Genomic DNA, 26,081 nt, shown 5'->3' with positions numbered 1-26,081 from the left:
TACCAATGTATGACTTTGGCGATTGGGCTTCAAAGATGAAAGCCTATCGCAAGAAAAACCATATCACACAACAGGAGCTTGCACAGCTTATGGGCGTAAAGCATTTTACACTTCGTAGCTGGGAACAAAAACAAGCAAAGCCACCTTACAATGTATGGCGGCTTCACAAACACTTATTTGATGATTCCATCAAGCTCACGTGATTTTAGGTTATCCAGTATTTTATCAATAACGGTTATCTTTTCTTCCTTCGTTAGGTTAGAACTGTTTAACCTGCGTTCCACCACCTCTAAATGAAACTCATTGATTTTATCGGAAAGGGCGTGAAAATCCATATTTTCTGGAACATGGATGATAACATTCTGAATACAGTTTCTTTTCATTCACGCCCTCCTTTCGATAAATACCAGACACTTTATGTTATGAAAATGTCTGTATGTCCTATTCCATCTTATGAAGCTGTCCGATTCTGGTGCAGCTTCATTTTATGTCATAAGCAAATCGAACAGCTCTGGCATAGCTCACGGGAATCCCACCCCTGCATGGTTCTCATGCAGCCGTACCCTTTGCCTGCGACGGTTCTTTCACGCTCGGACTGTGGCTGTACGGGAGTATCATTATCACGATAGGGAGGTCATGGCGGCAGCTCTGCCAAAAGCTGCATACGGAACGCTGGCGTGAATCGCTCGTTTTTCATCCCTCCTTTCGGGGTCATGGCGTGTCAGCCCGTCGGCTCTTTCCCTATCGAAACGTATTCGATTGCTTTATTCAGTTTTCAAGGAACAACGGCTTGTCAGCCTGTCAAAGCATACTGACGGCAATATGCTTTGATAGGGCGGCAAACATCCCCATTCGGGAAGCGTGAAGCATATCAACACGCTTCCACGAAAGGGAAAATGTTTTATTCTTCTCCGATTTCAAAGGATAAAATCTTCGCAATCAGTCTGGTTTCCATCCTGCGGCGTAAGGTTTCATCCACGACCATGTGCTGATTCCCGTATTCGTCTTTCATGGAGCGGAGGGAGCGTTTGGCGATAAAGCCGCTGTAATGCTTTACAATCTGGTTGATAGCTTCTGTATCGCCGTCCGTCGCTGCCACAATGACAGGAAAAGGAATCATGGAATATGTAGTCTTCATTCTTCGTTTTCCTCCATAAATTCTTTGATAAAGGCAAGTCCGCTGGTTCTATGACGGTAAACCGTGGAACGGTTCAGCTTTAGCAGGTCTGCAATTTCTGTGTCGTTCATATCCATAAAATAATACAGCAAGATGATTTCACGCTTCTTGTCCGTCAGATTCCGTAATGCTTCGCTTAATAAATCGCTTTCTACTCCGACTGTGGAATCATTCAGCGTGAAGATATGAAAATCAGATGGGTAGCTGTCCACAGTTGCAAACTGACTGACGAGGTAATCGCCCATATCGGAAAACAGCGTTTCCCGTTTGGACTGCCTGGACAGGGCTTTCATATAGTCCTTGCGCTCGTCGTCCATAGCACGCTTGCAGATATAATCAAACTGATTCTCAATAGTTGTCTGAAAAGAAGATGGCTTCATAGTATCTCACCCCCTTTCTTGCCATGAAAGGGAGTGAATCGAACTCCTTTGCCCCCTTTCGCACTAAGTCCCGACACGAAAGGGCTGCCAGTTGCATTACTGGCAAAGAAACTTTAAGAAAAGTTTTCGGCAACCAAAAAAGCACACAAACAGACTTTACAATCTGCTTATGTGCTTCATTAGTACCTGCTATGTATTGCAAAAAACCATATAGGTAGGCATTTTTATCTAATGTAGGAGAATGGCTTTTTTTAATGACGTACCATTTGTAGAATTATGTCGAATGATTGTATCGTGCATGGCGGCTATCCCCTTACAAACCGCCGAGCTTTCATAGCTGACTTCAACACATCCTCCGTGGATTTCATTTAACAAACAAAAAGACGGCGGCTTTCTTCAAACCGTCGTCTGGATATGAAACTGATTTTGACACAAGAAAATCATGCTGCCAGAAAACGGTTTTTTTTATTTGCCGTCTGGCAGTATACTTTTTTGTATAAATCACACAATAGGAACTATAAAACCTTATAATACGTTTTTCCATACCTGTTACTTATTGAACAGGAACAGTAAAATGTAAGTAGGTGGTTTATTATGCGTAAAAAAGAAGATAAATACGATTTTAAAACGTTTGGGCTTGCGATAAAAGAAGCCCGTAAAAAGCGAGGTTTAACCCGTGAACAGGTGGGCGCAATGATTGAGATTGACCCACGCTATTTAACCAATATTGAGAACAAGGGGCAACACCCCAGTTTACAGGTACTTTATGACCTTGTATCTTTATTGAACGTGTCCGTTGACGAGTTTTTCTTACCTAACACTAATCTGGTAAAGAGCACCAGACGTAGGCAGATAGAAAAACAGATAGAAAATTTTACGGATAAAGAATTAATGCTTATGGAAGCTCTGGCAAATGGTATAAGTAAAGCGAAAGAAGCAGAGGAATAACCAAATGTTCCCTGCTTCTCTTATTTTGTCACTTAATTGCAAACTTTCTTTATACTGATAAATGAAGTATTTGATATATTTTATTATTTAATGTTTTTTTTGGTTCTCTCTCATAAAAACGATACTCTACATATTTCCATTTATCAGGGTTATATATTAACACTTTACCTAAACAACTTTCAGAAGTTTCTAAGAAGTTTAATGGTGACATTTGATTCGTTGGTGAAACATCATTTTCAATTTCCATAGCATATTGAGAATTATTAAATTCCTTACCCAAATCACATAAAAGCGGAATACCAATATTTATTTTCTGCCAACCAAAGGATTGTAAAATATTGTTATAGAAGCCCTCAAAAATAAATTTATTCATTCCTCCACTATCTTTCCATAGGTATAAAGGTGAATATTCGTTATGGCTTTCAGATGTACCATCTTTTTCCTTAATTAGATATGCTTTAAACATTAAATCTTGAAAGCCGTCTGTCTTATGACCATTATTTTTTACACGTTGCCTTATGTTATCCATATCATAATCATCCGGTAAAAAAATTTTATATTGCATTGCAATCATATTTATCCCTCCTCAATTCACATCACCCTGTAAGCAGCTTTCTACTTACACTTTTATTATACATTTGCTCCTGCATGATGTATAATAGTTGTTAAAGATGGTTGTCATCATTTTAAGTGATGGAGGATATGGTATGGAAAGTTTAGAATTAAGGATTTTCAGAGAAGTTGCACGTACTAAAAATATATCAAGAGCTGCCGAAAATATGGGTTATGTGCAATCCAACATCACGGCTCACATTAAAAAATTAGAAAATGAATTAAACACCACTTTGTTAATACGGCATAATAAGGGTGTAACGCTGACCGAAGACGGAGAAAGATTATTGCAATACGCCGAACAAATTATATCATTACTGGATAAGACTTTATATACATTCCATAGAGATATTAGACAATTAAAAATTGGAGCAACTCAAACAATAGCCGGATATTTACTTCCTCAATGTTTGATTGAATACCAAAAAAAATTTCCTAATATCAATCTTTCAATAAATACTTCTAATCAGCAAGAAATGGATAAACAGCTAGGGCAAAAGTTATTAGATTGTGTTATCACGAATGACCCTCATGTATTCACGAATGCACAATGTATTTTTAAAACCAGAGAATATCTTTCTATTATAACACCTAAATATTGTGAATCTATTTCCCAAATATGGCAGTTACCAATAGTTATTAACAACTTAAAGACCTGCCCATATCGCAAAATATTAACGGATTTATTCTTACGTGAATCTGCATCATTCAAGATAATAGAACTTGATACAGTAGAATCTATTATCAACATGGTTGCTGCCGGAGGGGGGATTTCATTGCTTCCCAAGAATGTATTACGAAATAAATTAACTGTAAATAAGTTTGATATACCAGAGGTAGAGCCTACCACAATCAATATATGGATTCATAAAGATTCTTTTCCGTCAGATTTTATAACATTTAAAGAAATAATAGAAAGTCTAACTTGTTATCAATAAAGAATAAGGCAGAAATCTGTAAGCGATTATCTGCCTTATTCTTTCTCTATTTAATCTATAATTTTCCAGTTGCTCCCGCTCTTTTCCAGCACCAAATCAAACTGTGATACCTGTGTTGCTTTTGTCTGCTGGTCAAGGTACTTCACAGCCACGGAAACTGTCACTTGACTATCGCTGCGGTTGTAGATAGGGTTTACCAGTTCCGAGAATACATAATCCTTCCCAATAGGCTTTAACACGCCCTCGTTCACATAATAGGACAGTTCTTTTGCAGTTGCGGTTGGGTAGAGCTTAAAGAACGTCGTCAGAAATTCGTTGATTTCGTCAGTCGTCACAGCGTCCACCGTTCCGTCGCTTTCCTTTGCCTTTGGCGTGTAGCCGGATTTCACGGGTATGCTGGTGATGGTTGGATTCTTCGTGAGAACCATGTTTCCAGAGCTATCCACATATACCGTGACTTCATAAGCGGAGCGCACCGACTTTGTGCTTCCGTTCTCCGTGATTAACTGTTCCACAGTGAAAATCACGGAGAACTGGTTTTCATCCGCCTGTGTGACAGACCATATCTGCACCCCGTTAACTGCCGAGGACACGGGAATATCTTTGCGGATGGTATCGGTATTAAGTACCTGCAATTCTCCCGTCAGATAATTCTTGATGGCGTTCTCCCTGCTATCAATGGAAGCCGCCGTCTGCTCCCATGAATAATAGACTTTTGCAAAGTTTGTTACAAAGTTCTCTATCTTATGGGTATCAATGATTTTTTCCTCAATGACCTTTGTTTCATGGATAGTATGTACGTCAATCGCCGTGAAATTCTTATACACTGCAAAGCAGAAGCTGACCGCCAGCAGCACCCACAGGGCAATTACAATCCGCTTGTGGATATTCGCCTTATAGACACGGGGCTTCTTTTCTTTTGGCTGTTTCTGGTTTTCTTTTTTTCTTATTTGAATCATGGTTTTCATCCTTTCTATTTTGAGATTCTTCCTGCGCTTGCTAAATGCTGTTGCCAGTAGGAACTTGTCAAATCGGCATAGCCGATTGGGTCGCCAGCGTGGAACATACGGTTATTTCCTTGATATATCCCGACGTGCGTAATGTAAGTACCAGCGTTATAGGTAGAGTGAAAAAAGACCAAATCCCCAGCCTTTGCTTCGGATAAGGGGATATGCTGCGTCACGTTGTACTGTTCCTGTGCCGTCCGTGGCATGGAGATTCCAGCCTTGCCGAAACACCATTGGACAAGACCGGAACAGTCAAAGGAGGTAGTAGGGGAAGCTCCGCCGAACACGTACCGCCAGCCCTCATATTTTAGAGCTTCATCCATAATAGCCTGTACCGTTTCGTCGTCAAACTGCGCTACGGTCAGATATTGTGACACCACCAGTACATAAAACATATTTCCATAGTTATACCGCCATCCGCCGTTTTTTTCCACAGCGATAGGGTTTGTGTAGGTCACTTTTGTTCCGCCGGATTTATCCCTTGCGAAACTTTCCGCCAGTTCAAAGGTGTATTTCTTCCCACGGTTCGACACATAGTCAAGAAAGCCGCCGCCATAGTTATAGGACTGAATGACGGCGTTCAGGTCACAGCCCTTTGCTTCGGCGGAAGCCACCAGTTCCGAGAAATACTTGCAGCCCTGCTTGATGGATTCCTCTGTGCTTAGTGAGTTTGGCGGCAATCCCAGCGATTCCGAGGACTGCATAACATCTTCCAGCGTACCGCCGGATTCCACCTGTATAATCGCAAGCAGCACATTGATGTATTCTTCAATCCCGTATTTCCTTGCGTACTTTTCCAGCAGGGGCTTGTGTGCCAGCACCTCCGCTGGCACATTCACACCGCCATACTGGATATGAGAGCCGCCCCCGTCTTCCTCATCCGAGAACAGGACGACCACAAACAGGAGCAGGGAGAAAATCAGCACGAACACCCCAGAGCTGGCAATGATGATATGCTTCAGCTTCATTTTTTCTCCCCTTTCTTAACTTCGGCGGCAATTCTGGACTTCTCCTTTCTGGTGGATTCACGCTGAATAGTGGAACTGCGCTCCTTGATGGACTGTCGTTGCGGCTCTTGCTCTGCTGTGGCAGGGGCAGCCGCCTTTGGCAGCGGTCTTTCTGAATGTGAAGCCGTCTGTACAATCTGACGTCCCGTCCTCTCTGGCGGCATATCCGCTTTTTCTTTCACGGATGATACCACAGGTCTTTCCGTAGGCTTGCCAGCATTTCCAGCCTGTGCCGTGGCTCTGGCCGTCTGTGTCTGGCTGCGCTCCACAGGCTCACGGGATTCGGTTTGTGATGCAGTGGTGGCAGGTCGTTCATGGACAGGGGAAGCGGTTTTTTGCGGTTCTGCGGCAGAAGATTTTTTGCCTTTTGCCTGTTCCATTTCCGCCCTGCGCTCTGCAATCGTCTTCCTGCGCTGTTCCTCTTTTTCCTTGCGCCCCTCCGCTCTGGCGGTTCTGGTCTGCGTCATACTGGATGTAAAGTCACGCACGCCCTCCGACACCTGCGTTTTCCCGTGATAAAGGGCGTATTTTGCATTGACGGGCAAATCCTTTGCCTGTTCTTTCAGCCCTGCGGCGGTGTCTACAATCCTGCCTTTGGTGTCCATGACCATACCTGCCGCCTGTCCAGCACGTTTGCCAAAAGAAGCCTTTTCCGCTGTGCCAGTCTGTCCATCCGGTCGGGTATGGTCTGCCTGTGTGGTTCTGGAAGCTCCCGAACCAGAAGCCGCCCCCGATTGCTTAGAAGCCTTAGAAACGGCTGCACCAGCCCCAAGAGCCGCCACAGAACGCCCCAGCTTATGCTGTAATCGGTGCATATGGGCGTGCATGAGCATACGGGGCCTTCGCATAATACGGCTTCCCACTCTTTGGGAATCGCCGCTCTGCAAGGAGAACATACTCATTAAATCCCCCAGCTTGAAGTAGATTCCGGCAAAGGTCACAATCTGCAAGAACGCAATGAGGAAAAACGGATAACCTGCGGAAAGCGTATAGAGCATGGTGGAAATACTAAATGCTATTGTAATAATCAGCGTGATTCCTGCCCTAGTCAAAATCGTATTGAACAGCTTTGTGATGGCACGCTTTGACATTCCGTCAAAGGTGGGAACCATGCTTAGAATAAAGCTCACAGGCAGGAACATAGCGTAAATGATAAATAGCACCTGCGAGAAAATCATAATGCCAGTCAATAGGAACACAAATACAGAAATACCAATATTGAAGATAAAGAGGAAGAAAGCTGTACCTAACCGATTGATGGTCTTTGTGACGGTCAGATTCGTGTTATCCCTGTCCTCGATTTCCTCCGCAACGATTTCTTCCCTGTCTTCGCCGTTATTCTGGTCGGGGCTGGTTGAGAGCAAGGCTTCCACTCTGTCCATTCCGATGGCTTCCATATCAGAGCTGCCATATTGGAGCAGAAGCCACGGCTGCTGTACTTGTATAGAAAAAAGACTATCTCTTATCAAATCCACGCTGTCCTTGCCCTGGCTCTCCGTATTGGGCATGACAATCTTCGTCCCCAATGACAGGCTGGCGTTGCTGATGTCTGCGGAAAAGTCATTGATTTTCCCAATATAGTCGGGAGCATAGGCAATAAACGACGCTGACAGCACGAATACCACCACGAAATTCACAACGGCGTGGATTGCCTTTGTAGTTTCACGCTTGATAAGCCCCGTGTAGGCGACATAGATTCCCACGACAAGAATCAGAATCAGCAGGAATCCAATATAAAATCCCTCCGAGGACAGCCCGTTTGGGGTAACGCCCGCGAGGGTCTGCATATTCTTTCCGATTGAATCCGCCGTTGCCGATATGAAGTCCAGTGAATAGGCTTCCTGTATCAGATAGCCCGTGGCATTGGAAAGATAAAGGCTGATTGTCCAGATAAAATTTGTGATGGCGTAAAGCCCATACATAACCTGCTTTCCGATACCGTCCAGCCAGTTCCACGGCAGCCAATCCCAGCCCGTGTCCACATAAAAATCAAGCTGGTAGTTGTCCAATGGGTACTTGCTGTATTCGTTGGCGGCATTGACGGTATCATCCACCAGCCCTGCGGCATGGGCTACCGTTCCCAGCGTCGCTAACAGAAAAATGGCAATCACGAATACCAGAAGTACCGTAACTGCCACTTTTCCAAGCCGCTGTATATTCCATTTTCTTTTCCGTTCCGGCTTGCCGCCTGCCGCCGGATTCCGGTGTAACAGCTTTTTTATTGTCATTCCTCCACCTCTTTTCTGACGGGCGGTCTGGTATCAAAGGCGTGCAGCAGGTCTTCAAATATCGGATGGAACTGTATCACGCCCACACGCCCGTATAGGTCACTGATAAGGCACTGTCCATTTTCAAGGTCACGCAAACGCTTCTGGTTGTTCTCGTCCTCTGCGTCCACGCCGAAAAAGGAGAGGGTCTTTTTTATCTCGTTTATATCCGTAGAACGGAACGCAAATTTTAAGCCGAGATTGTTTTTCAGCTTTTCATCCAGTAAATCATCCGTGTTCTGCGTGACAAAGTAAACGCCTGCGTTCATGGCTCGCCCAGCCCTCACTAACTTCATGGACAGGGTTTTTCCCTGCGCCACCTGTAAGAAGCTCCATGCTTCGTCAAGGTCTACAATCTTAAAAATGCTGCGGTCTGTGTGGATGAAATCAAGGGCAAAGGTGCTGATAACGATTAGCATAGCCACGGACAAAAGCTCCATTGTGGTATATTCTTCAAAGCTGGTTTCCTTATCCGGCAGCACCAAATCCGCCACCTGTATGATATTCAACTGCTTTTCAAGGCTGATGGACTGCTCCACATCCCCGTGTGAGAAAAGCAGGTGTGCAAAATCGTAATCCGTGAAAGATTCGATATGGTCTGCAATACTTACGCTGATGGGCGTTCCCTCCACACGCAATTCCTCAATGACTTTCAGTAAGCCCCGTTCCTCACTGTTGGTTACGGCACGAATGGCTTTTCTAAGGACAGGAAATTTCTCACCGTCACGGGAGGAAATGCCCGTAAGAAATGTGAGGATGTCGATTGCCAGAGATTCCGAATCTTTCGGATTCTCCATAATCACATAGGGGTCAAGCAGCCCCTTGTTCTTCTCGTCCGAGGTAAGATTGACAATATTAATCTCGTCGGCAATTTCCGGCAGCGTTTCTTTCCAGTTCCCACGTTCTGCCTTTGGGTCTACAATGACAGCCTGTGCGCCAAACAGGACGGAGTAATAGACAATCATGTTGTTGGAAAATGATTTTCCCCCTCCCAATGAGCCGACAAAAGCGGCAGCGAGAGCATTTGTCACAGAACCTTTCACCCCTTGACTGGCGAGAGCAGGTTTCAGATACACATTTCTACCTGTGTCAAGGCTGTACCCTACATAGATTCCCTCATTCTCCCCCAACATCTGCGTAGCCCCGAATCCCAATCCGGCGAGGAAGTCGCTTGTCACATACTGGATGTAATCATTCATATACCGTTTGCTGGCAGGCAGAAATTCCCCATGCAGGCCCAGCATATCCCCAAAGGGGCGCACCAGCTTCACGCTCAAATCATCGTAGAAGTCCTTGACTTCATTACAGCGGCGTTTCAGCTCGTCAAGGTCGGAAGCCGTGACACGCACCACGTAGGACAGCTTATACATGGATTCCTTGCTCTGGTCTAAGGTGGTTTCCAGCTCATTCACACTGTCCAGTGCTTCTGCCACGTTGGAGCTGGTTTCGTTGTCGCTCTGCCATGCGTGGTTATCCAAATCTTTCAGCTCTTTCTTCTTGTTGCGGACAGTGGACAGGGCTTTCCGGTTCGCCACGATTTCCACATTCATGCTGGTATCAATGGGAAAGGTGAACTGCTGTTGCTGATAGTAGAAGATTTCAGACGACGGGAAGTCCAGTTCGCCCACAATGGAATTGATGGTAAAGTAAGCGACATATGCCGTGGATTCTTCCTGCTCGATTTTCAAATACCGCTGTTTTTCTTCCATCAGACAGCGTGTCGGCTTGATAAGGTCGTAATATTTTACCAGCGTTTCCTTATCCAGTTTTTTCTTCGGCAGATAGTATTCGTAGTCCTCATATGCTGTTCCTGTCTGCCCGTAAAGGTGTTCAATGAGATAACCGAAATCGTCCTTGTCCAGACGGCGGATTTTAAAACGGCGTGAGATTTTATTTTCCAGCAGCTTTTCCATCTTAGAGAAACGCCAGATTTCATCATTGCTCATAGAAACAAAATCTCCCATGAGCTTATGGTTCACGTCGTGGATGAAGTCAGAAAAGGCGTTTGCCGCTTCTTTACCCACGCTTTTAATCGTGACTTCCTGCTCATTCAAAATCAGCTTGAAGCCGATAAAAAAACGGTAGTCTACCTGATTTTCCCCAATCATGGAAATAAGGGCTTCGGTCTGTGCGTCGATTTTCTCATAGGCAATTTCTTTCAACCTGCCGGACACTTCCTTTTTAGAGCGTTCCTGCGCCGCCCTTATGCTGGATTCTGTGCTAATCTGTAAGGCGTGGATTCTTCCGTCACGGTTCTGTGCGATTAACTGCCGGAATGAATCGTGAACCCTAAATTTCTGTTCTGGGCTAAGGAACGAATAATTGTAAGGTAGTAGCTCATAGTAGGCGAAGCATTCCCCGTCGTTGTTCCACACCAGATTGTTTTCGATATACTTAATCGGATATGCCATAAATTTCACTCCTAACTGCCGTGATGGATTCTGCCGGATGGTCTTTCCCCAGCTTCACGGTCTTTCCTGCATAGGTCAGTTTCGGGCGCACCAGATAGGCGATAACGGATTTCAGAAAGCCGTAAGGTTTCTTCCCATCAAAGGTTTTCTGGCACATGAACCATGTAAGCGCAAGGGGAATCCCAAAGTATTTGAGGAAAGCCCCGTCTATCATGGACAGCGGCGGCACATTCCCAAGCAGCATGACAGCAAACAGCGATACCACGAACCACGTCATTTGCGTAAACGTGATAGGGAACGGCAGCTTAAAGTCATTGATGGAATATAGCACCTTTTCCACCGACCAGATACTTGTATAGCTTCGGATTTTCTTCATGTAATCAGTCCTTTCTAAAAGAGTGTGGGGCAGCATGGAAGCCGCCCCGAAAAATAAAGAATCTGTCAGAACATCCCCTGTCGGGTTGTGATTTGCCAGATTCTTAGCGAGTGATTTCAAATACGCCGTGGTTCGTGACAACAAAACTGCCGCTGATTTCAAGGTCACGCCCGTAGGCTTCATAGTCTATGTAGTTTTGCAGGCTTGCCGGCACTTCGCCCAAAACACCTGTTTCTTCAATGAAATAGCGTGCCACATCCGCCATGTCCTCACAGTCGGGATAATGGATAATATCGTCTTCATGCTCGCACAATTCTTCGATACCGCCGAAATAGGATTGCAGTTCGTGAAGCTCTGCCTGTATATCCTCCGGTAAATCCTCCACCATTTCACATAAACGGTTTACTTCCTCAATGGGCGTGTACTCGTCGATTTCAAAGGGCAGTTCGTAGTCATGGATGGCATATTCTTCGTATTCGTCATTCAAACCGATACGCTCTTTCACTTCGTCAAAATCAATGGGCGGTGTGAACCATGCCCCGACCAATTCTCCCTCGTTGTATTTGCCTAAGTTGGCAATATAGATTCTCATTTCTTCGATAAATCTCCACATCCTTTCTGTTCTAACGTAAGAAGCAGCCTAATTATTGGCTGCTTCTTCAAAATTAGTTTTGTCTATGCTGTTTTCAACACCATCAAACATTGCAAAGTATTTCTTGCTATCTTTAGGACAAGCAATGTTTATAACAAATTCGTAGCTTTGTTCAAATATGTCTTTTGAATTGGCGTATCCTAAAGTAATACTTAATTCACAATGAAGCTGGAGAAATCCGCTACTATATAAATACTCCGAGAAGACAAATGCTGGTTCTTCTTTTGAAGAAGTCATATAAAAATTCATTTGTCTACTTTGATTGGGTAATACTGAATAATGTCTTGTCCACGTTTGACAAAAAGGTATCTTTTTATCAGTATTAGATAGAAAAACTGCATCTATTTTTAAATCATCCACATGGACTATATTTATAACATTTTCCGTAGCATTTCTGAAATAAATAGAAATATCGACTTCTCTGTTTGTGAATGTATCAATTTTGCAATTAGACGTATCTATGTGCAAAAATGGCGTGCTATTCCTTTCTTCAAGTTGCAATAGCCTATCACTGATTTTATTTGCTTGCGCACTTTGAAATAAAGCAACAACGCCAATAAAAGTAGTGCCTAACGCTCCAAGTATTGAACCAAAATAAAGAAGTACATCTTTAGCTTCCCATAACGTCATATAGCCCGTATTGGCTTTATAGCTTTCATTTATGATTATAGGCGTTACTAAAGATAACAATAAAACAAGAATATACAAAAGAATAATATGCTTTTTTTTCATGATACACCCCTAAAATTATATTTAGTTGTATTGTATCACTAAATGATTATTATACCAAGCTAATTTAAGCTCCGATAATCTTGTTGAACAGTTCTAACAGAATGTCTTTTACACCAGAGGCGTTGAAGACCAGACCAACAGCAATCAGCGAGATAATCAGAAAGCCAATCAGCTTGCTAAACTCACGCTTAAAGCCCAAATAAAGACCAATCACCACGATTGCCAGCAGTACCAGAGATTGTGCGTTTGATAAAAACCAGTTGTATAAGTTCTGTCCGAAATTCATAAAATCGCTCCTTTCTTTGCTTGAATGTCAACAGGGAATAAAAAGCAGTTAGATAACCACCTCCTTTGCAGTGGCGGCTTGCTGCTTTAAAATCTTTTCGTGCCGCTCCGTCAGCTTCGCACTGGCGATAATATCCTTTACGACCTGCGTATGGTTGATTTCATCCAGCTTCATAGCCACTTTCAAGGTTGGGGCTACTTGATGGGAAAGCCAGTTCAAGGTACGCTGGAATGAATACGGCTCGGGCTTCGTTGTCAGCTTCATACTTTCCCGATTCTCCCCGATAAACCACGCCCATTCCTCACTTATCCGCCATTCAGAACGGGGCTTCGTATCGTCCTTATCCACGAACCGCACATAGCGGTTGATAATCTTAAAAGCGGTTCGTTCTGGATTGTCATACGCCAGCAGGTCACGGAGGGCATAGTAAGCACGCTCATTTTTCAGCCGGATTTCAAAGCGGTTCTTAACTTCGGCTTCCTCTATGGGAATGTCATTTTTCTTGTACTGCTCAAAATCCTTTTCATAAATGCAGAAGTACACTTCACTCTGTAAAGAGCCGATATACAGCGTATTTCCCATACATTCTTTTTCATCCCTCCGCACCAGTTCGCCGCTGCGGTAGCTCTTAAAGCTGCGGAACACGGAAACACATTCCTCATTCCGGCATTTCTCCGTCAGACGGGGGATGTTTAGAATCCCTGTCTTGTCGTTGATGGCAAGGTCAAGCCGCTTCATCACGCCGCCCTCCAACAGACAGTCCATGAAAAACTCATACCAGCTCCGTTCCTGTGCCAGCAGGTAGCTCTCAAACTGGCGGCAGCCACGCCCTTTCAGTTCCAGCAACACGCCTTTTTCTTCTTCCGGCGATACCAGCACGAATATATCGCCCAGACAGTAATGTTCAGCGTAAGAATAAAAGCCGTAGTCTTCATGGAGCATATAGGACAGCTTCAACCTCAAAATATCCTCAACCACGTGCTTCACATCCAGAGTAGGGAAGCGAATCCGCACATAGTCAAAGAGCATTTCAAGGGGAGCGTCTGGATTGAACCGTTCCAGTGCTTCCATGATAGCCGCTTTCCGTTCGGCGGCTGGAAATACCTTGCCCGTTTCAATGTCGCTTAGATACTGGCGTGTCATGCCAGCAGCTACCGCAAGCCTGTTCTGCGAGATTCCATAGCCGGAGCGTTTTTCCTTTAATTCCTGTACCCAAGTATCGTGATTCAGTGAATATCCCTCCAATCAAAAAGACGTATGTCAACTTTCGGTACTTCGCTGACACACGCCGGATTTTAAGGAATCCCATGTAACCAGCAGGATTCCGCTTTATTTTCAGACTGTTTCCAGTCGATTTGTACCCCCCTGTTAGATACGGGGGGTTAGGTGCTGGCGTGCCTTGCGGCACACCAGCCAGCAGGTCAGTCCACCCCTGCGGCTTCCGCTACGCACGCCGCCTGTGTGTCCTGCCTGCTGTTTGCAAGTAGTTTGATTTCCTTTAGGAAGTCGTGTCCTTTTGGCACAAGGGGCGTATAAAATTCCGATATGACGCTTGTTCCCACATCCACATTGCCACGCCCTTTTATCTGCTTCAAGAAAAAGTCCTTGTCGGTTTCCCCAAACATCATCCCATAGCCCATTTCAGACATACGCCCAAGAGCCACACGGAAATTGAACTGGTCACGGATTCCGTCGCCCAGATATTTTGCGTCCGGACGCTGGCAGGCAAGAATCAGAAAGAATCCGGCCTGCCGCCCCAGCATGACAATCTGTTTCAGCTTATTAAGGATGGCGGCGTTCTCTTTTGTTCCCAGCATTTCCATGAACGCCACATATTCATCAAAGATAAGGAAGTTCGCTGGCAATCCCAAGTAGGCGTAGTTTTCTCCTGTCTTGTAGCCCTCCATCTGCTTCATATCCTCGCTGCGTTTCATCATTTCCTCATAGAAACGGTCAAGGCAGGCAGTCATATCCTCCTTTTTATAATAGACGTTTGGCATGACGGCTTCCAAGTCGGCAAGGTCGGCGTTCTTCGGGTCTAAAACGTAAAGAACGGCATTTGTGCGGAGCAGGGCTTCTATGAGCGTCAGAATGAAATACGTCTTACCGCCGCCCGTTCCTCCGGCAATCAGCATATGGGGCAGCTTGTCATACTCCCACCAGATATTTTTCATCAGCCGGAGCTTGCCATCCTTTGCCTGCACATCTTCAATGGAAATGCGGTTTGCGATAGTGTCATAGAGCAGGGTATATTCCACGTAGGAATCCTTTAACTCCTTGTCGGTCAGCTCGCAATACAAGCCGCTTTCCAGCTTCTTTTCTAAGTGCAAAAGCTGGTCTTGATATTTTCCCAGCGTAATTTCCACCCGAATATGAATCAGCCCATTTTTAAGCTGGTAGTAGATTTTGGGGAAATAACTGATTTTCTCCTTTGAACGGCTGGACGACAGGTCTTTGAAGAAACCGTCTGACTGCACCTGTTCTGCTTCATACCATTTGTTTTCCAGAACCATCTTCGCCAGCTTTTGGCGGTGGTAGAGCTGTTTCACATAGTCACGGCAGTAGTGCCGGAAGACCAGAACCGCCGCCAGACAGATAAGCCCTGCCACGCCCATACTGATAAGCAGGTAGGGAATGTGGATGGATTCTCCAAGCTGCGTGAAAGTAACATCCTGCCAGTCTGTCTGCATGATTGATCTGCCATGAAACAGCAGGACAATCAGCAGAAAGACTGGAAGCAGGGCGGCGGTGGCGGTATGGAAAACTAAGTCTTTGTCCGTGGCACGAATCCGCTTGCCACGGGGAAGATACTGTTTCATGCTTGATTCACTCTTTTTCTCTGACTTTAATAAAAGCCCGTGTAGAGCAGTGAATAGTTTTTTTCGCTGTCTTCTGTACGGGCTGTAAACAGGAATGTATAGCCGGAAATGTCATTACATAGGCAATCCGCCATAAATACATTCAGATTTTCCGGTGGTCTGTAATCTTCTAAGGCTTCGTTCAATAGCTGTTCCGCCATCCAGCGGTATTCCGGCAGGGAAAGAAGCCGGAAGTCGTCTTCGTACTCGTCATATCTTGCGATACCATCCATAGGCTTCTTATTTTACAGGCGGATTGTCTTTCTTCGGCGGCTGCGGATTTCCGGCAGGGGCAGCACCTTTCTTCAAGACAATATCATCCGCCTTGATATACCAGTCCACCTCTGCCCCTTGAAACGTGGCGGTTGCGACGGTATCGGCTACGGGATTGATGATTTCCACTTCTGCGTTATATTCAAACTCTTTCAGCGGCACACTGGCAGGGATGGACACTTGAATCATGCGCCCCTGTCCTCTGGACTTCAAATCGTAAGTGCGTTCCTTGATTTCATCCGATACCGTACCATCTTCATTCTGAATCCGTACCTCACGGCGGAGGGCGGAGAATTTCAACGCCCCGAATGTTGCTTCCTTGTCAATGACGATTCCATTTGCTAATCTCATAAATAGATACCTCTCTTTCCTTATGCTTTTACCATATCGTCTGCATGGAGGATGTAGTTTGTGAAGCCACGAGTGCCGATTTTATAGCCCTCTGCGGTAATACGGGGATTTACCAGCTTAACACGTTCTTCAAAATTAAAATGCTTTTCGCCTGCTTCGGCTGGCAGAATCACGATAATATCATCCGCCCTCTGTACGTCAGAGTACAGATTGAAGCTACGTGTGAGTACAGTCATGCGCCCATTGATTCTGCGCTGTTCTGTCTTGTCTTCTCCGGCAAACTCCAAGCTGCCGAATGTCTTTTCCATGTTCGGGATAACAAATTTAAGTTCCATATGTTTTTACCTTTCCTTTCTTATGATTGATGGTTAATGGGTTTTGATAGTTCTTCATTCAGCTTCGTGGAGAATACCTGTCTGCCTGTGATTTATCAAGGGCTGGCGTTGTGCTTCGCACCCTTGACAAATCCCATTCTAACAGGTAAAGGGTAGTCAAGCCGAATAAGGAGGATTTCAGCCAGCCTGTGACTGGCACAATCTCCACATGATGTTATGCGGAGGGGAACGCTCCTGCGGTTCTTGCCGTGGCATGGGTATCACATCCTTTCTGAATTTTGGGTAAGAAAAAAGACGCTCATTGATGAACGTCTATGATAAATCTTAGTAATCTTTAATTTGCTTTTTACTTGGTATGTTTATTGAAAACAAGTCGGTTTCGTGGTATCATAAACGAAGTATTATCCATTATGAATGAGGTGGTTCAACTGAATAATTTAAAAGATTACAGAGAAAATGAATTGAAACAATATGTAATTGCTAATGCATTAGTTTTTTTGTTGGTTCATGGATTTATCGACTTTGCTAATACTGAAAATATAAAGTTATTACAGGGGATAGTCTCTTTGTTGGGAACAACTCTCCTTGCTTCAATAATATATATATTCACAATATTATTTGATAGTGTCATAGACGATAAAATAAAAAACAAAATAGTCAATTTGTATTTTATGAAGTTACCAGGTGAATATATATTTACTGAAATTAAAAACAAAAATAAAGACATTCGTTTTACTACGGATATGGCTTTACAAAAATACTCTCATATATATTCTGCGATACCAATAAATCTGGATGAAAGAAAAAAGTATGAGAATAGTCAATGGTATAAAATTTACAATCAATATAGAGAAGCTCCTATGGTGTTTATGTCAAATCGAAACTATTTGTTAATGAGGGATATGTATGTTTCCACTATGGTTATTCTTGTATTATACTTTATATCCTGTTTTTTCTTTAAGTGGCTAACATATGAAAAACTCTTTATTATTTATCTACTTGGGGTATTAATTATTACTAATGTAGCAACACATATAAAAGCTAAACGTTTTGTCTATAATGTTATAGCGCTCGATATATCGAAAGAGGAGGAAAAAAATGAGTATTATTAAATCAATCTCTGTTGGAGATGGGGATATGTTCTACATAAAGCATGGTAGTAGCAATTTTACTATTATTGATTGCAATATGGATGATACAAATAAAAAATTAATTACTGATGAAATAATTAGTGAATCTAAGGAAAAAGATATTAAAAGGTTCATCTCAACACATCCAGATGAAGACCATATTCACGGACTAAAATATTTAGATGATAGTATCGGTATTCTTAATTTTTATTGCGTTGCTAATGAAGCAACAAAAGAGGATGAGACAGAGGATTTTAAACGTTACTGCGAATTAAGGGATTCAGACAAAAAAGCATTTTACTTATACAAAGGCTGTTCCCGCCGTTGGATGAACGATAACGATGAAGAAAAAAATTACGGTTCGTCGGGTATCAATATCTTATGGCCTATTGTTGATAATGAACATTTTAAAGCTGAACTGCTTAATGCTAAAGATGGGAAAAGTCCAAATAATATTTCGCCAATAATAAAATATTCATTAAATAATGGGGTAACTATTTTATGGTTCGGGGATTTAGAAAATTCCTTTACCGAAAAAATAAAAGATGAAATTGAATTACCCGAAGCTGACATAATATTTGCACCCCATCATGGTAGAAGCAGCGGTAAACTCCCCAAGGAGTGGATGGAAAGTATCAATCCCAAAATTGTTATTATAGGAGAAGCGCCATCCGACAAAATTAATTACCTATCTGGATATAATACCATAACCCAAAATACTGCTGGAGACATCATTTTAGATTGTGATAATTCGATAGTTGACATTTATGTATCTAATGAAAACTATTCTGTCAGTTTTCTTGATAATAAAAAGAAACCCAATGCATATAATGGCACTTATATCGGTAGTTTAAGTGTATAGAACATTAATTAAGTCTCTTTAAATATAAACCATATTTATTATTTACAAGTTTAGAAACTCTTTTTGATGAAATTGTCAAAAAGAGTTTTTTGTTGAAAAAATATTCCGTTCTATATATGCAACCACATCATACAAAACATAATAATAGCAAGTCAGTGGTACCCGTATTCTTGACAAAAGTGTTACACTGTGATACACTATATGTAAGGAGGTGGATAGTTTGGCTGTTTCTGAAAATAACGTGAGAGTACCTATAACAATTCCAAAGGAATTAAAGCAGCAGTTAGATAATCTGGCAAAAGAGGACAAGCGTACCTTTTCCAACTTATGCGCTAAGATTTTATCTGACTATGTGCAGCAGAAAAAGGATGGTGAGTAACCTTTGAGAATCTATATATACAGCCGTAAATCGGTATATACGGGCAAAGGGGAAAGCGTTGAAAACCAGATTGAAATGTGCAGGGAGTATATTTCAACCAAAATCCCCGAATCGGATAATGCGGAAATCGTCGTTTATGAAGACGAGGGCTTTTCCGCAAAGAACACGGACAGACCGCAATTCCAACAAATGCTCCGTGATATAAAACTGAATAAACCGGAATACGTTGTCTGCTATCGTCTTGACCGTATCAGCCGTAATGTCAGTGACTTTTCTTCTCTGATTGAAGACTTGAACAGCTACAATATTTCATTTATCTGTATTAAAGAAGAATTTGACACCTCAAAGCCTATGGGAAAAGCCATGATGTACATAGCTTCGGTTTTCGCCCAACTGGAAAGAGAAACGATTGCAGAGCGTGTCCGTGACAATATGCTAATGCTGGCAAGGACTGGACGTTGGCTGGGCGGCACTACCCCAACAGGATTTACTTCTGAAAAGATACAGGAAATCATTATTGACGGTAAAATCAAGACTTCCTGCAAGCTAAAGGACAATCCAGAGGAATTGAAAGCCATTGATTGTATTCTGGAAAAATTCTTAGAGCTTCGGAGCATATCCGGCGTAAGCAAATACTTAATCAAGCAGGGAATCAAATCACGTACAGGTAAAATGTTCTCCCTGTTAGGCATTAAAGAGATATTGCAAAATCCGGTTTACTGTATCGCTGATGAAGACGCATGGGAATACTTCACGGAACATCATTCAGACGTTTGCTTTGAGAAAACCGATTGTTCTAATAAATACGGTCTGCTGGCATACAATAAGCGTGATTACCGGAAGAAAAGTGCCCCAAGACAGGATATGGATAAATGGATTGTCGCAATCGGTAGGCACAAAGGGCGCATATCCGGTAAAAAGTGGGTAGCAATTCAAAATATCTTGAAAGACAATATCCCCACTGGGAAGAAGCCTGCTATCATGCACAATGACTATTCCCTGCTGTCCGGCTTAATCTTCTGCGATAAATGCCAGAGCCGGATGTTCGCAAAGCAGCGGAGCGGCAAAGGCGGCAACCGTGAACTTTACGACTATATTTGTAACAACAAACTGCGTGGCGGCTTAGATTTATGCGACTGTCAAAATCTGGGTGGTCAGCAGGCGGACGATATTGTTTGTGAATATCTCATGCAGTACACGGATGAAAACTCCGGTATCTACAAGCTGCTGGAAAAGCTGAAACGTGATTTACAAGGACAGACACAAAAAAGCCCCGTAGCGGTCATTGATGATAAAATCAAGAAATGTAACAGCGAGATTGACAATCTTATCAACACACTGTCACACGGAAACTTAGGAGCTGCGTTCATTGAACGTGTAAATGCCAGAATTACGGAGCTGGACAAAGAGCTTGCTTCCATGAAAGAAGAAAAAGCCCGTCTGCAAAAGGATGTAAACATCATAGCGGACAGGGAAATTCAAGTGGATATGCTGTCCACGGCGTTATCCAGCTTCAAAGACAATTTCCATACGCTGACGATTGAAGAAAAGCGTACCTTAATCAAGCTGATGGTTAAGAAAATTGTCTGGGATGGCAAAGACCTCCATATTTTTATCGACGGCGAGTAGGGAACTGTCAGCCATCTACTCGTCGTATGGAGCAAAGTTGCCGTTTGGATGGTGGCGCATTTCCCACCATAATATCCATTATCACCCTGTTCCTGATCGGAGGGGCAGGAGGCTTTTACGGGTCTTTCCTGGGCGCCTGCATTCTGGTAGGTATAATCGTCCTGGGCGTTTTTATGACACTTCTGGTTTCCAGGCTGCTGTCGGCCACCCTGTTAAAGGGAGTCCCCTCCTCCTTCACGCTGGAGATGCCTCCCTACCGGAAACCACAGATACTAAAGGTAATTGTAAGAAGTATTGTGGATCGTACCATAAAGGTCCTTGGACGCGCCATGGTTTCAGCAGCCCCCGCCGGTCTGATCATCTGGCTTCTGGCCAATATTCGTTTGCAAAACCAGACCACGCTTCTTAACTCCCTTACCGGCTTACTGGATCCCTTTGCCAGGGCCATCGGGATGGACGGCTGTATCCTTACCGGCTTTCTTCTGGGACTTCCGGCCAATGAAATCGTTGTCCCTATCATCATCATGACCTATATGGCCGGAGGCAGTCTGATTGAAATAGAAGGCGCGCAGCTGCTGCAGCTTTTTACGGCAAACGGCTGGACCTGGATAACCGCCGTGAGCACGATTTTGTTCTCTCTGATGCATTGGCCATGTGCCACCACTTGTCTCACAATCAAAAAGGAAACGGGAAGTCTGAAATGGACCCTTCTTTCTTTTCTGCTTCCCACTGTTTGCGGAATCCTAATCTGCTTTTTATTTACCACCGCTGCCCGCCTGCTTTTTTCGTAGGGGCCGGTGACGCTAATGAAAATCCCGGATCACAAAGGACGGGGCTGCTTTTCCGGGCAGTCCCGCCCTTTTGCTTCCATCCGCGTATTCTTTTCCGCCATCTATGACAAATCCAATCCTTACATTCCAAAATATTTCTAAATTCTTTCGGTATTTTTTTATGATTTCTTATGAAAGTGTACATAGTTTTGTCACATTTTTAGGATATGATAATAACAAATTGAAGGGAACACAGAATCGTGTTAGTCAGGCATTGTGATGCGGTTCTGTTGCTCAATTATAATATAGACAAAAAAGTGAAGGTCCCGTACTTGCGGGGCCTTCCGCTATTGTATCCGGCTTTTCCGCCGGGAAACCGCGGTTATACTGCACTTGTGCATAGCTTTCCGCCTTATATCGTAGTATAATATAACTATAAAGAAACTTTAAAGGGAACACCGGTATCCAGCTTAGGAAGCCGTCTGCCAAACCGGCATACCGCTTCCGTGCTGCCGCCGGGACAATTACGAAAAGGGGGAGCATATATGGATCAGAAACAATTCTGTCGGATGCAACAGGGGAACGGATTTATTGCCGCACTGGATCAGAGCGGCGGAAGCACGCCGAAGGCTCTCCGGCTCTATGGGATTCCGGATGGGTCTTATCACGGCGATGAAGAAATGTATTCTCTTATCCATGAGATGAGAACACGTATTATAACCAGCCCGGCCTTTACCTGCGAACATATCCTGGGAGCTATTCTTTTCGAAAATACCATGGAGCGGCAGATTGAAGGGAAAGATACCGCGGATTATCTGTGGGAGGAAAAAGGGATCCTTCCAATCCTGAAGGTAGATAAGGGCCTGGCGGAACAGGAAAACGGGGTCCGCGTCATGAAGCCTATCCTCAATCTGGAGGATCTGCTGAAACGGGCGGAAGAAAAGCATATTTTCGGTACAAAAATGCGTTCGGTTATCAAAGCGGCGGATCCGTACGGGATAAAAAAAGTCGTGGATCAGCAGTTTGAAATCGGCTGCCGCATCGCCCGTGCCGGCCTGGTCCCGATTCTGGAGCCGGAAGTGGATATTTTTATCCCGGACAAGGAAAACAGCGAAAAGCTGCTGAAAAAGGAGCTTCTTGCCCATCTTGACGGTCTGGATCCGGATAGTAAGCTGATGTTCAAGCTTACCATCCCTTCCGTTGATGATTTTTATCAGGAGCTCATGGAGGATCCTCATGTGGTCCGTGTGGTGGCGCTGTCCGGCGGTTACAGCCAGATAGAAGCCAATCAGCGGCTTGCAAGGAACCATGGCCTGATAGCCAGTTTCTCCCGCGCCCTCACCGCCGGGCTGCAGAAGCAGCAGACGGATGAGGAATTCAATGCCGTACTGAAACGTTCCATCGATGAAATATATAAAGCATCCATGACCTGACCGTCAGATACGCGCCCGCCGGTCGCATGTATGTCCATTGGCGTATGCGTGCCAGCCGGCACACAGAAAATAAGCAGCCGCGGGGAGCCTTCCCTGGCGGCTGCTTTGTGATTATTCCGGTTTTACTTCAAATACAAAACGGAAGGTGCTGTCTCCTTTGATCCGGAACTCCTCATGGGCCCTGGCGTTCAGGCTCCAGCTGTCGTCCCCTCCCACTCCGGTCTGGCGGTAATTGATCCTCACCACGGTTTTATCCGCAGGCTTCAGATCCTTCTGGTGGGCGGCAAGCTCCATTTCCTCCGGCGTATAGGGGAGCACGTTGGCTTCCACCTCCGGGAATCCCGTAAAGGTAAGGCTTCTCCCGTCTCTTCCTGCAAGGGTAAGCCTTCTGACTCCCGTCATATTCCCGCATTCCTGGGGCATCAGATAAGGAACCACGCGTTCCGCCACCTTTGCCTCCCAGGTTCCCACAAAAGCGGAGGTATTCCTGTCGATGTAATTTTCATGCGCCCCCCTTCCATGCCACTGGAAACGGTCAAAGCATTCCGGAAGGGTAAACAAAAGCCCTGCTTCCGGCATATCCGGCAGATTTTCCCCGCCGCTGTATGTATTATCGAACAAAATGCTTCCATCTGCGCGTATTGTTATTTTGGTATCCATGACGGCCTGAGAGGTAACGGGCAGGATGAACTTCATATCCACCTCCACCGCCTCTGCGCTTGTTTCTCCCCGGTTCGTCCATTTTGCCGCATTGGCACCGGCATATCTCCAGATCATGGAACGGAAGGACTGCTTGCTTCCCCGGTCATTATCCGTACTTGCCCTCCAGAAATTGCATTCCACAGGTGCTTTCAGATATTCCCTGCCGCCCTTGCGGATACTGTAAAAATCACCGGAGCGTTTGGAAAAACGGTATTCGAAATCGGATCCGGCAATGATAAGTGTCCCGAAATTTTCTGTAACCTGCAGGCTGCCTCCTGTCTTTGCTGCTTCCTGCAGCTTTTCACGGCTTCCTGTTATAAACTGTCCCCTGGCTGCCGCATATCCGGCTTTTGCCCAGCCGGTATCCTCTTTCAGCCGCGCTTCCAGATTCAGGAAGGCTTCCATGAAGCTTCCTTCCGGCAGGCTTCCCAAAGGCAGCTTCACCCGCACGGTCTCACCCGGTTCACAGGCGGCTTCCAGTTCCCCTTCCGCAGTCCTTTGTTCATCCAGGTACAGGCTCCATGCCAGACGGTAGGCACTTACATCCGTGAACAGGTTCTTATTGCGGACAGTCACTTCCCCGCTTTCCCAGTCAATCTCTTCAAAACTGATATTCTGGTAGCAGATCCGGGTTTCCATAAGCTTGGGGGTTTCTGTCCTGTCGGCGAACAGGAGGCCGTTTCCGCAGAAAATACCGTCCGTATAGCCTTCCCCGAAATCACCGCCGTAGCCCAGGTACTCCCTGCCGTCCTCATCCTTTTTCCAGATGGCCTGATCGACGAAATCCCAGATAAATCCGCCCTGCAGCTTCGGATAGTTATCAAAAGCTTCGGCGTATTTATAAAGGCTTCCGCAGGAATTTCCCATGGCATGGGCGAACTCGCAAAGGATTCCTGGTTTCCCGGAATCCTTTTGGCCTGCAGATTCCTCTCCGGCGTATTTCACCCATTCCGACACGGGTGTATACATGGTCGAAACCATATCCGTAACATCCTCATACCCCGGGCAATGATGCTGTCCTTCATAATGAACCAGCCTGGTTTTATCATGCGCCCGAAGGAAATCCGCCATCTCCCTGAAATTCGTTCCGCAATAGGATTCATTGCCCAAGGACCAGATCAATATGGAGGGATGGTTCCTGTCCCGGTAATACATATCCGCCACACGATCCAGCACCGCCCCTGTCCAGAGGGGATTGCTTCCGGGAAGCACATCCGGCTGCCTGTCTTCCGGCACACCGTACGTCCATGTGCCATGCGTTTCCAGGTTGGTTTCATCGATGACATAGAGTCCGTATTCATCACACAGCTCATACCAATAAGGGTGATTGGGATAATGGGAGGTACGGACAGCATTGATATTATTCCGTTTCATGGCAAGCACATCCGAAAGCATTGCCTCTTTGGTGATCGCCCTTCCGAATTTTGCTCCGAATTCATGACGGTTTGTCCCCTTGAAAACAATCCGTTTATTATTGAGCATCATCAGACCGTCCTTTAATTCAAAGGTACGGAACCCGCACCGGGATGCCAGAATCGTTTCCTGTCCCCCTCTCAGCAGGCGGAGCACCACCGTGTACAGGGAGGGTGATTCCGCGCTCCACTGCCAGGGCGTATCCACCTCCAGATGAAATACGGCTCTGCCTTCCTCCGCCTTTTCTGCTTCCAGCTTCCCTATCTGCCTTCCTTTGGGGCTGTACAGCTCCAGCATCAGCCCGCAGTCCCGGGTGTCCCCTTCTATCTGAGCTTCCACGGTAAGGATTCCGTCCTGGTAATTCTCGTCCAGCAGCGCATCCACTCTCCAGTCGCTCACGTAGACCTCCGGCAGGGAGTACAGATACACATCCCGGAAAATGCCGGAAAGCCTCCAGAAATCCTGATCCTCCAGCCAGCTGCCGTCGCACCAGCGCAGCACCTTTACCACCAGCTGGTTCTCACCGTCCTTTACATAGTCGGTTATATCATATTCCGCAGGAGTGAAGGAGCCTTCGCTGTAGCCTGCAAAGCTTCCGTTTACATAGACCTCCCCGCAGGATTCTATCCCTTCAAAACGCAGGAATGTCCGTCCCTTTTCCCTCTTGTCCGCGGAAAAGATACGGGAATAAATTCCCACAGGGTTATATACTCTGGGGATTTCCGGCGGCATAATGTCTTCCGTCATCTCCCAGGGATATTTCACGTTCACATACTGGGGATAATCATAGCCCTGCAGCTGCCAGTTTGCCGGCACCTGGATATGTCCCCAGTTATGCGTATCCACAAAACCTTCCAGCCCCTGGGGAAAGGCCGCATCACATTGATCCGGGTTTTCAAAGTAGCAGAACTTCCAGGTTCCGTTCAGATCCGTAATATGTCTCGCTTCTTTATTCCAGGAAAGGGCATCCTCCGTCGTGGGGAAAGGAATGATATCGCTGTGGGGCTTTTCCTTATTAATCCGGAAAACTTCCGGGTTCTTTTCCCATGGCATATAGCCATTTGGTTGTAAGAGCTTGCTGTTCATGGTAAATGTACCTCCCTTTACTTTACGTACCGTTGTCCGTTTGGAAAACAATCATTTTTAATCATAT

Annotated in this window: 26 protein-coding genes and 1 pseudogene; 9 read left to right on the top strand and 18 right to left on the bottom strand. The window is 45.0% G+C overall.

What is annotated here, in order from left to right:
- Positions 1-5: 5 nt before the first annotated feature.
- Positions 6-203: a helix-turn-helix domain-containing protein gene (locus DXA36_RS34360; RefSeq protein WP_117450229.1), complete on the top strand. Its 198-nt coding sequence runs from the start codon at positions 6-8 to the stop codon at positions 201-203.
- On the opposite strand, the gene DXA36_RS00495 is transcribed toward DXA36_RS34360, so the two are convergent.
- The 3 genes from DXA36_RS00495 to DXA36_RS00485 form a co-directional block, all read right to left on the bottom strand.
- Positions 174-383: a hypothetical protein gene (locus DXA36_RS00495; RefSeq protein WP_118675736.1), complete on the bottom strand. Its 210-nt coding sequence runs from the start codon at positions 381-383 to the stop codon at positions 174-176. The genes DXA36_RS34360 and DXA36_RS00495 overlap by 30 nt on opposite strands.
- A gap of 518 nt (positions 384-901) precedes the next feature.
- On the bottom strand, positions 902-1,138 hold the full coding sequence (locus DXA36_RS00490; RefSeq protein WP_118675735.1) for a helix-turn-helix domain-containing protein: 237 nt from the start codon (positions 1,136-1,138) through the stop codon (positions 902-904).
- Positions 1,135-1,557, bottom strand: coding sequence for a sigma-70 family RNA polymerase sigma factor (locus tag DXA36_RS00485; RefSeq protein ID WP_021636445.1), 423 nt, complete (start codon positions 1,555-1,557; stop codon positions 1,135-1,137). Before DXA36_RS00485 ends, DXA36_RS00490 begins: the two co-directional genes overlap by 4 nt.
- A gap of 594 nt (positions 1,558-2,151) precedes the next feature.
- Between DXA36_RS00485 and DXA36_RS00480 the strand changes: the two genes are divergently transcribed.
- Entirely contained in the window at positions 2,152-2,505 is a 354-nt protein-coding gene (locus DXA36_RS00480) for a helix-turn-helix domain-containing protein (RefSeq protein WP_118675734.1), read from the top strand.
- A gap of 49 nt (positions 2,506-2,554) precedes the next feature.
- Here DXA36_RS00480 and DXA36_RS00475 read toward each other — a convergent pair whose 3' ends face one another.
- Entirely contained in the window at positions 2,555-3,079 is a 525-nt protein-coding gene (locus tag DXA36_RS00475; RefSeq protein WP_118675733.1) for a DUF4865 family protein, read from the bottom strand.
- Between the two features lie 133 nt (positions 3,080-3,212).
- On the opposite strand from DXA36_RS00475, the gene DXA36_RS00470 reads away from it, so the two are divergent.
- Entirely contained in the window at positions 3,213-4,055 is an 843-nt protein-coding gene (locus DXA36_RS00470; RefSeq protein WP_182478851.1) for a LysR family transcriptional regulator, read from the top strand.
- 50 nt (positions 4,056-4,105) lie between these two features.
- Here the strand turns inward: DXA36_RS00470 and DXA36_RS00465 are convergent, their stop codons facing one another.
- The 13 genes from DXA36_RS00465 to DXA36_RS00400 all read right to left on the bottom strand — a co-directional run bounded on the left by DXA36_RS00465 (position 4,106) and on the right by DXA36_RS00400 (position 16,610).
- Positions 4,106-5,014: a conjugal transfer protein gene (locus DXA36_RS00465; protein ID WP_118675731.1), complete on the bottom strand. Its 909-nt coding sequence runs from the start codon at positions 5,012-5,014 to the stop codon at positions 4,106-4,108.
- Positions 5,015-5,028: 14 nt separating this feature from the next.
- The gene (locus tag DXA36_RS00460) at positions 5,029-6,030 is read right to left on the bottom strand and encodes a bifunctional lytic transglycosylase/C40 family peptidase (RefSeq protein WP_118675730.1); all 1,002 of its coding nucleotides are present in this window, start codon (positions 6,028-6,030) and stop codon (positions 5,029-5,031) included.
- Positions 6,027-8,297: a CD3337/EF1877 family mobilome membrane protein gene (locus DXA36_RS00455; RefSeq protein WP_118675729.1), complete on the bottom strand. Its 2,271-nt coding sequence runs from the start codon at positions 8,295-8,297 to the stop codon at positions 6,027-6,029. The genes DXA36_RS00460 and DXA36_RS00455 overlap by 4 nt, the downstream gene beginning before the upstream one ends.
- On the bottom strand, positions 8,294-10,747 hold the full coding sequence (locus DXA36_RS00450) for an ATP-binding protein (RefSeq protein ID WP_118675728.1): 2,454 nt from the start codon (positions 10,745-10,747) through the stop codon (positions 8,294-8,296). The genes DXA36_RS00455 and DXA36_RS00450 overlap by 4 nt, the downstream gene beginning before the upstream one ends.
- Entirely contained in the window at positions 10,731-11,123 is a 393-nt protein-coding gene (locus tag DXA36_RS00445) for a conjugal transfer protein (protein ID WP_054354528.1), read from the bottom strand. The genes DXA36_RS00450 and DXA36_RS00445 overlap by 17 nt, the downstream gene beginning before the upstream one ends.
- A gap of 103 nt (positions 11,124-11,226) precedes the next feature.
- On the bottom strand, positions 11,227-11,715 hold the full coding sequence (locus DXA36_RS00440) for an antirestriction protein ArdA (RefSeq protein ID WP_182478850.1): 489 nt from the start codon (positions 11,713-11,715) through the stop codon (positions 11,227-11,229).
- Between the two features lie 48 nt (positions 11,716-11,763).
- A complete protein-coding gene (locus DXA36_RS00435; protein ID WP_118675727.1) occupies positions 11,764-12,507 on the bottom strand; it encodes a hypothetical protein in 744 nt (247 codons plus the stop codon).
- Positions 12,508-12,571: 64 nt separating this feature from the next.
- Entirely contained in the window at positions 12,572-12,793 is a 222-nt protein-coding gene (locus DXA36_RS00430) for a hypothetical protein (protein ID WP_021636460.1), read from the bottom strand.
- A gap of 48 nt (positions 12,794-12,841) precedes the next feature.
- Positions 12,842-14,038, bottom strand: coding sequence for a MobT family relaxase (gene mobT / locus DXA36_RS00425; RefSeq protein WP_118675726.1), 1,197 nt, complete (start codon positions 14,036-14,038; stop codon positions 12,842-12,844).
- Between the two features lie 176 nt (positions 14,039-14,214).
- Complete coding sequence (locus DXA36_RS00415) at positions 14,215-15,612, bottom strand: FtsK/SpoIIIE domain-containing protein (protein WP_118675725.1); 1,398 nt, start codon at positions 15,610-15,612, stop codon at positions 14,215-14,217.
- Between the two features lie 26 nt (positions 15,613-15,638).
- The gene (locus tag DXA36_RS00410; protein ID WP_118675724.1) at positions 15,639-15,884 is read right to left on the bottom strand and encodes a hypothetical protein; all 246 of its coding nucleotides are present in this window, start codon (positions 15,882-15,884) and stop codon (positions 15,639-15,641) included.
- A 7-nt stretch (positions 15,885-15,891) separates the two neighbouring features.
- Positions 15,892-16,275 carry a YdcP family protein gene (locus DXA36_RS00405; RefSeq protein ID WP_118675723.1) on the bottom strand — a complete coding sequence of 128 codons (384 nt, stop codon included), beginning with the start codon at positions 16,273-16,275 and terminating at the stop codon, positions 15,892-15,894.
- A gap of 20 nt (positions 16,276-16,295) precedes the next feature.
- Positions 16,296-16,610: a YdcP family protein gene (locus DXA36_RS00400; protein WP_118675722.1), complete on the bottom strand. Its 315-nt coding sequence runs from the start codon at positions 16,608-16,610 to the stop codon at positions 16,296-16,298.
- Between the two features lie 410 nt (positions 16,611-17,020).
- On the opposite strand from DXA36_RS00400, the gene DXA36_RS00395 reads away from it, so the two are divergent.
- From DXA36_RS00395 to DXA36_RS00365, 6 genes and pseudogenes are all read left to right on the top strand, one after another.
- Positions 17,021-17,722 (top strand): hypothetical protein, encoded by a 702-nt coding sequence (locus tag DXA36_RS00395; RefSeq protein WP_243114530.1) that lies wholly within the window; start codon positions 17,021-17,023, stop codon positions 17,720-17,722.
- Positions 17,709-18,602 (top strand): hypothetical protein, encoded by an 894-nt coding sequence (locus tag DXA36_RS00390; protein WP_118675721.1) that lies wholly within the window; start codon positions 17,709-17,711, stop codon positions 18,600-18,602. Before DXA36_RS00395 ends, DXA36_RS00390 begins: the two co-directional genes overlap by 14 nt.
- A gap of 211 nt (positions 18,603-18,813) precedes the next feature.
- Entirely contained in the window at positions 18,814-18,981 is a 168-nt protein-coding gene (locus DXA36_RS00385) for a ribbon-helix-helix domain-containing protein (protein ID WP_227187772.1), read from the top strand.
- Positions 18,982-18,984: 3 nt separating this feature from the next.
- Positions 18,985-20,610 carry a recombinase family protein gene (locus DXA36_RS00380; protein WP_118675720.1) on the top strand — a complete coding sequence of 542 codons (1,626 nt, stop codon included), beginning with the start codon at positions 18,985-18,987 and terminating at the stop codon, positions 20,608-20,610.
- Positions 20,611-20,663: 53 nt separating this feature from the next.
- Positions 20,664-21,401: pseudogene (locus DXA36_RS00375) on the top strand (nucleoside recognition domain-containing protein); the annotation flags it as partial.
- A gap of 524 nt (positions 21,402-21,925) precedes the next feature.
- On the top strand, positions 21,926-22,813 hold the full coding sequence (locus tag DXA36_RS00365) for a fructose bisphosphate aldolase (RefSeq protein WP_118675717.1): 888 nt from the start codon (positions 21,926-21,928) through the stop codon (positions 22,811-22,813).
- 111 nt (positions 22,814-22,924) lie between these two features.
- Here the strand turns inward: DXA36_RS00365 and DXA36_RS00360 are convergent, their stop codons facing one another.
- Positions 22,925-26,014, bottom strand: coding sequence for a glycoside hydrolase family 2 TIM barrel-domain containing protein (locus tag DXA36_RS00360; RefSeq protein WP_118675716.1), 3,090 nt, complete (start codon positions 26,012-26,014; stop codon positions 22,925-22,927).
- Positions 26,015-26,081: the final 67 nt, after the last annotated feature.

This window comes from Eisenbergiella sp. OF01-20 (assembly GCF_003478085.1).
Classification (GTDB): domain Bacteria; phylum Bacillota; class Clostridia; order Lachnospirales; family Lachnospiraceae; genus Eisenbergiella.
This window is presented reverse-complemented; position numbering and strand designations above follow the sequence as displayed.